Here is a 3,152-nt window from a genome sequence, read left to right on the forward strand (position 1 = left end):
TTCTGATTGCTTTATATGCTGCCCCATTTTCTCCACCAGTTGTTTGATGCTGGCTGGAGTCTTTTCCCAATCTGAGTCGGAAATTTCAATTCCGTAGGCGAGGCAGTTTTCATCCATGCCTCTTAATCTACCATCTCAGTAACCCATTTTTGACTGTACCGTTTCTTATCCTGTGAGCGGTTACCTATACGGAGCTTTTAACTATTTCCGATGATTTGGCGCTGAAGACGCGAGCGGTGAGTCATCAGGATATTGGACAGATGAATATGTATCTAAATTATTTTCGCGCTGAGGAGAATATGGAGGATGACAACGAGCCGATAGGGATTGTGTTGGCGCGAGATAAGGATGAGATTTTGGTTGAGTATGCGACGGGTGGTATTTTTAATCAGCTTTTTGTGTCAAGATATCAACTTTATTTGCCACATCCGGAGGTTTTAAAGCAGGAGTTAAGGCGGCTTTTGGAGGTAAATGATGGGTGATGTTCCCTGCCCCCTCTCAACAGATGTCGTGAAACTACCATTTAACGACATCCCCGCCCACAGGCCACAGCATCGCCAAGCTTGCCTCTTGATGTTTAAGCAACGATTATTGCTGATTCTATAGGAAACTAAAATTTAGTTGTTTCGTGGTCACCATGTATGACGCGGAACCCATTGGAGGACTTCTTTAGCAAGTTGGGTGTTAATAAGAGCTTTGTAAGGCTCACCTTCATATTCATGTCCACCATGCCAATCTACTTCAGGAAGTAGGGATTGAGCCAATTCAAAACTTGTTCGATGTGCCGAAGAAATATCATCCGCGCATAGCAGCAAAGTGACATGACCAGGATTAGGGCAGTGTAAAGCGCACCGTGCAGCTTCGGCTGCGTCTTGAACATCGAGAAAAGCGCCATATTCCCAAAATGGATTCCACTCAAAATCGGGATTGGCTTGGCGATTGGAAATAATAAAATCGTAAGTTTCTTGATCAAATACACCCGGTGATCGCAGTCAAGAGCTGCTTTTAGGCTGGTTCTGAGCAAGAAGAGGAAGATCCACAAGATTGAGTCCCTCTTATTATTCGCGATGAAGTCTCGCGAATGATTTTCCTTTCTTTATTTTTGCAAAATTTGGATGCTTCCCTTTAGCCCTCCAAGGCAATACGGAGGGTTTTGTTTTGGCTAACAAATACAAGTTTAAAAAATACCGACAAATACTGAAGTAACAGATGTAACCGTTTGTTATTAAGGTAATAGATAATAAAGGACTAAACAAATGATAGATGATGAAATATTTCCCCAACAAGTTCAAAGAACTTTTTACTATTTGCCTCATCAGATGGTTACAATAAATGGGGCTTTTTTAGAGTTAACATTAGCTGATTGCAAAAAGGCAACGCCTAGAGGCGGATATATTCAAGGTTGGGAAAATCAAGACGTTTTTGATATTGAGTTAATAGACGGTCAAATAGTAACTATTAATCTTCTAGATCCTTTCAATATCAAACTTGTTTTAAACTTTATAGATTATTTTTGATAAGGAACAAATAAAACTTTTATAAAAGTCAAAAATACCTGAGATAGTTAACGGCTACTCTGGCAATCCAATCAATATAGCGGTTCCTGCTTGAGTAAAATACAGTATGAGATAATGGAGTATATTAACGTTTAAGTATTTAGGGAATGAAACCTTACTCTTGTGATCTGCGCCAAAAAGTGATCAATGCATATAACAATCAAGAAGGCTATCTTCGACAATTGGCAATAAGATTCAGTGTCAGCTTGAGCTTTGTTCAAAGTTTACTGAGACGATATCGTAGCAGTGGGACAGTTGAGCCAAAGCCTCATGGTGGAGGTCAAATCTCAAAGCTGTTGGGATGAGCATCTGGCATTGGTAGGGTTATTAGTAGAGTCAGATAATGATGCCACTTTGGTGGAATTGTGCGTTAGCGAAGCTTACCGAAGGTATCGCTTAGAACAACAGACTCAAGTAAAGATAAGCCGTTCCTTAATGGGCAGAATCACCCAAAAGCTGAATCTGACACGCAAAAAAAAACATTACACGCGAGCGAAAAGTATACAGAACGGGTGCAAAAATTGAGGGCAGAGTATTGGACAATCATCGGAGAAGTAAACTTAGCAGACTTAGTATTTATCGATGAAGCTGGAGCGGAGCCGGAGACGCTCCGCCTCCGGTAAATATTGCTATGACCAGACGCTTCGCTCGTTCGCCTCAAGGTAGTCGAGATGAAGGTCATTGTCCTGACGGCCGCGGAAAAAATGTGACGATGATTGGAGCGATGTCAACTGAAGGCATCATTGCTGCGATGACTTTTACTGGTGGTACTAATGCATCGGCGTTTGAAACCTATGTTACTCAAGTTTTAGTTCCTAGTATGAAGCCGGGTGCAACTGTTGTTATGGATAACTTCAGTTCTCATAAAGTTACAGGTATCCGTGAAGCCATTGAATCTGTGGGAGCAAAATTGGTTTATTTGTCTCCCTACTCTCCAGATTTTTCACCGATTGAAAACTGCGTGACAGTGAACTTTGATATCAAGCCCAGCCTGTGCTGCCAGCCGACCAAGCAGCTTTCGCACCGCATCAGTGGACATCACCTCACCACGCTCGGAAACGAAAATATATTTGCTATCGGGCAACATCTCTCTAAGTTCTTTGAGCAAAACTAATTCATCATCTCTCAGGGGATGCACCCCAGAATCACTGCCCTTTTCCCTGGTGATGAAAATCTGACGCTCGGCCCACATCAGTGCATCCCAGCGCAAACCGCATTTAGAGCCTACAGCTTCCCCTACCCTAAGACCGTGGCGGAACATCATCAGCATCAGTGTATAATCACGATGAGAATAACGAGCTTTGCGATCGAGGGCGGCATTCAGCAGAGATCGTACCTCGCTTGGTGTAAGGTATTCTCGCTTACCTATAATGCTTGTTGGGTAGACGAGTTGGGGGTGGCGGCCTCATTTATTCGTAAGGGTAGTGTCCGGTGTACGCGCTATATTATGGACACTATACTACGCCACAAGCCCCATTACTCCCAATACGGTTCGGTTAAGCCCAAAATCAGGTAAGGTGAGGGTTATTCCCTGAATGCACTGATGTTGAATGCAACTCAAAGAATTCTCACTGATCTCACCTGTAGTCGAATCAG

General features: G+C 42.9%; 5 protein-coding genes and 1 pseudogene. 4 read left to right on the forward strand and 2 right to left on the reverse strand.

Annotation, left to right across the window (positions count from 1 at the left end; genetic code table 11):
* The first annotated feature begins 215 nt into the window (after window positions 1–215).
* Window positions 216–482: a PDDEXK nuclease domain-containing protein gene (locus tag H6G97_RS48630; RefSeq protein ID WP_277883471.1), complete on the forward strand. Its 267-nt coding sequence runs from the start codon at window positions 216–218 to the stop codon at window positions 480–482.
* A gap of 150 nt (window positions 483–632) precedes the next feature.
* Here the strand turns inward: H6G97_RS48630 and H6G97_RS55235 are convergent, their stop codons facing one another.
* Window positions 633–764, reverse strand: a complete 132-nt coding sequence (locus H6G97_RS55235) for a hypothetical protein (RefSeq protein WP_277883472.1) — start codon at window positions 762–764, stop codon at window positions 633–635.
* A 492-nt stretch (window positions 765–1,256) separates the two neighbouring features.
* Between H6G97_RS55235 and H6G97_RS48640 the strand changes: the two genes are divergently transcribed.
* The 3 genes from H6G97_RS48640 (at window position 1,257) to H6G97_RS54380 (ending at window position 2,670) form a co-directional block, all read left to right on the forward strand.
* Window positions 1,257–1,517, forward strand: coding sequence for a hypothetical protein (locus H6G97_RS48640; RefSeq protein WP_190947458.1), 261 nt, complete (start codon window positions 1,257–1,259; stop codon window positions 1,515–1,517).
* Window positions 1,518–1,811: 294 nt separating this feature from the next.
* Window positions 1,812–2,081, forward strand: a complete 270-nt coding sequence (locus tag H6G97_RS48645; protein ID WP_190947459.1) for a hypothetical protein — start codon at window positions 1,812–1,814, stop codon at window positions 2,079–2,081.
* A gap of 106 nt (window positions 2,082–2,187) precedes the next feature.
* On the forward strand, window positions 2,188–2,670 hold the full coding sequence (locus H6G97_RS54380; RefSeq protein ID WP_422394291.1) for a transposase: 483 nt from the start codon (window positions 2,188–2,190) through the stop codon (window positions 2,668–2,670).
* Here H6G97_RS54380 and H6G97_RS48650 read toward each other — a convergent pair.
* Window positions 2,575–2,928 (reverse strand): annotated as a pseudogene (locus H6G97_RS48650) (tyrosine-type recombinase/integrase); the annotation flags it as partial. The gene H6G97_RS54380 and the pseudogene H6G97_RS48650 sit on opposite strands and share 96 nt — an antisense overlap.
* Window positions 2,929–3,152: the final 224 nt, after the last annotated feature.

This window comes from Nostoc flagelliforme FACHB-838, assembly GCF_014698065.1.
GTDB lineage: Bacteria > Cyanobacteriota > Cyanobacteriia > Cyanobacteriales > Nostocaceae > Nostoc > Nostoc flagelliforme_B.

Bases quoted from the DNA above. Each gene is read 5' to 3' on its own strand.
- H6G97_RS54380 (WP_422394291.1), top strand. From the start codon at position 2,188: ATGACCAGACGCTTCGCTCGTTCGCCTCAAGGTAGTCGAGATGAAGGT.
- H6G97_RS48640 (WP_190947458.1), top strand. From the start codon at position 1,257: ATGATAGATGATGAAATATTTCCCCAACAAGTTCAAAGAACTTTTTAC.